Genomic DNA, 2,501 nt, shown 5'->3' with positions numbered 1-2,501 from the left:
CAGAGCGCAGAGCGCAGAGCAAGGATATCGAAGGAAGTGCACTCTAAAGTGGCGTAACCAAGACACCAGTTTGAGGCCGGTGTCAGGTGGTCACTGGATCTGTACACCCTGTCAAAGAGATGGGTGCCCTAGAATTTTGCTCTATCAAAAAGGTGGGCGTCCCAGATATCTTTCCTGAAAATTAACTTATTGAACATCAATTATAATAAAAAAGGATAGAGAAGGATATCAAATAACATAACCTAGAAATCCAAATAAAAATAGTGCTCCTAGACATCTCACACCTTAAAAATAACTCATTGAAAAAATCAAGCTCATTTGTGCTCCCCCCTTTTACATAAAAAATCCTGCAATGACAAAAAATAGAAATAATTCCACATAAACCAACCCCATAAGAAAATATTTTTTCACGGGATTCTCCAATCGCCCATGACAAAGCCAACCCCATGATAAATGACATAAAGAAAAACAAAGAAGATAAATTTGTCAGCAGACAAGACTGAAACATAACTTTATTAATAAATATAAAAACACCATTTGAATCACTAAACTTTATTTTTTCCTTAGTATAAAAATATACTTGGCAGAATATAAGAAGCATGAGAAAAAACGCCACGCCAAATATAAAAAAATTTTTCATCACTTATCCTTTTTGAATTTGTATATTTCACTACCAACTTTACCGCTACCTTCTACATCAAAACCTTTAATTTCTTTCGATCCCCCCAACCAAGAGATGATCCAACCCCAAGGGAAAAGTCTACCCCATCTTTTTCTAGCGAAATACCTAAAGATCCAACCCCTATTCCTATATCAAAAGAAGAGTCATGACTTGTTGGTATTAACCCTGGAAAATAAGGCCAAAAATCCATTCCTACTGTGGTACTTCCCCGTAGTCCCAAAGCCGGAGCTAAGCCTCCACTCAGGGAAAATGAGTCTTCATTGACAGCCCCCTCAGCGAATGCTCCTATTATAATCCCGGTCGCCCCCTCTATCTTTGCCGTCGGTGTTACTTTATATTCTGCACCCAATGTAGGGTTTTGATGCGATAAAATCAGCGCTTTAGCAATCTCATCTTGTGATTTTCCTTGAGACATCAGATGAAATGCTAAATATGCATCTTGCCGGGTCTGGGGAGGAATCAAACTCCCCCAATCTGATAGCGAATTATTCTCCACCACCGTCTTGCCGGTCTGGGCTCCGGCCAAGGCACTGGCAGTGTTGTCTCCGGTCAGCCCACCCGCCAATCCGGCGGCCAAGGTGGAGACGGTTTCCTTCTCCCCCTCGTCAGCTGGCTGGCCTCCTTGTGGTAAAGCTGGATGGCCATCATGCCCACCAGCTCGCCAGTGGCGGCGCCGGTTGCACCGACCATGGCATTTTTGTTCTGGGCGGCGGCCAGTGCCCCTTGTACAAGCGCGTGGGCCATCACACGGGACGGGCCATCATTTGACCATTTGTGCAAGGTAGGGACTGGCTGCGCCTGCGGCGGCTTGAGTCAGGTCACCCCAACTTGTCGACCACCCATTGGCGTCGATGCTCGTAACTCTGGCCGGAATGGGAATCCTCTCCGCACAGAAAAACAGCGACTGACCACGTGGTAGTAAGGCGTATCCTGCAAGCTGATTTGACGTGAACGGGCAATGGTCATGGCACATCCCTCAACGGTGACCTCTCAAGTCAACAACAGCACTACGCCTCTGTCAAAAAGGTGGGTGTCCCAGATTCCGTTTCCCAGATTCCGTTAATCACCACCATTTTGGGTAATCATTAAAAGCCTTATATATCGAGGCTTTGCTATCATCGTCTAATCTTTCACACCCTTTTAATGAGACCATGCCACCGTTACAGTCTTCTTTTATACATGACCATTCCAAACTTTTAACAATCGGATTTAAAATCAATTCAAAGCTATTATTAATATCTTTCAGACAGGCAACTCCCCCCTGACCAAGGCCACTCATAAAATCATCAAAAGTATGGCACTCTATCCATACTTTTGAGTGTACCTCAGAGCTGTAGCTGAATTTTTTCACTATGATTGAAACATTAAATTTCATTGACGGAAGATGATCGTCAACTTCAATAAGTTCAAACTTAATATTTATCGGATTAGAAATTTCTATGTCCATTTAATGTGACCCTAAGTAACGAGCATGGATGACCGTAGGTAGCTCATCTGCTGTACGAGGTGGCTTAATTTCTAATTGCCAACCGTCAACAGTAACTCTCTGACCATAAGGCATTTCATTTTTGGTTGCATTATTTAATGCTGCCTGAAAACTTCTAAGCTCCTCTTGGCTAACAAGCCGCACAGCTTCGGGTGTATGTGTAACAGCTTTAGATGCGGCATATTCTGCCATATGTTCTGTAGCATTGCCGTGTACCCATAATTAGGTAATGTCATTTCGAAAGACTTAGGGATCACAGAGCCAGGGTATAATGGCTGAGTACTCTTCATTGAGTCAAACACCGAAGAAATCTAGTGTTGATCAGCGCGCAAA

General features: G+C 43.5%; 4 protein-coding genes and 2 pseudogenes. All 6 read right to left on the bottom strand.

All coding sequences use genetic code 11. From position 1 onward, the window contains the following. Nucleotides 1-196 precede the first annotated feature (196 nt). Nucleotides 197-640, bottom strand: a complete 444-nt coding sequence (locus BN1134_RS17095) for a hypothetical protein (protein ID WP_042048687.1) — start codon at nucleotides 638-640, stop codon at nucleotides 197-199. Nucleotides 641-692: 52 nt separating this feature from the next. Next, nucleotides 693-1,178 (bottom strand): polymorphic toxin type 25 domain-containing protein, encoded by a 486-nt coding sequence (locus BN1134_RS19825; RefSeq protein ID WP_332309667.1) that lies wholly within the window; start codon nucleotides 1,176-1,178, stop codon nucleotides 693-695. Further along, nucleotides 1,167-1,268: pseudogene (locus tag BN1134_RS20345) on the bottom strand (VENN motif pre-toxin domain-containing protein); the annotation flags it as partial. The gene BN1134_RS19825 and the pseudogene BN1134_RS20345, both read right to left, overlap by 12 nt. Nucleotides 1,269-1,503: 235 nt before the next feature. Next, nucleotides 1,504-1,648 (bottom strand): annotated as a pseudogene (locus BN1134_RS20250) (transposase); the annotation flags it as partial. Between the two features lie 97 nt (nucleotides 1,649-1,745). After that, nucleotides 1,746-2,129 (bottom strand): hypothetical protein, encoded by a 384-nt coding sequence (locus BN1134_RS19815; RefSeq protein WP_156991852.1) that lies wholly within the window; start codon nucleotides 2,127-2,129, stop codon nucleotides 1,746-1,748. Then, on the bottom strand, nucleotides 2,130-2,360 hold the full coding sequence (locus BN1134_RS19460; protein WP_198133208.1) for a hypothetical protein: 231 nt from the start codon (nucleotides 2,358-2,360) through the stop codon (nucleotides 2,130-2,132). Between the last annotated feature and the right edge of the window lie 141 nt (nucleotides 2,361-2,501).

The organism is Aeromonas simiae, from assembly GCF_000820125.1.
GTDB classification, from domain to species: Bacteria; Pseudomonadota; Gammaproteobacteria; order Enterobacterales; family Aeromonadaceae; genus Aeromonas; species Aeromonas simiae.
This window is presented reverse-complemented; position numbering and strand designations above follow the sequence as displayed.

What these genes read in the sequence shown, in the direction of transcription:
- BN1134_RS17095 (WP_042048687.1), bottom strand. Translation starts at nt 640, where the DNA reads ATGAAAAATTTTTTTATATTTGGCGTGGCGTTTTTTCTCATGCTTCTT.
- BN1134_RS19815 (WP_156991852.1), bottom strand. Translation starts at nt 2,129, where the DNA reads ATGGACATAGAAATTTCTAATCCGATAAATATTAAGTTTGAACTTATT.
- BN1134_RS19460 (WP_198133208.1), bottom strand. Translation starts at nt 2,360, where the DNA reads ATGGCAGAATATGCCGCATCTAAAGCTGTTACACATACACCCGAAGCT.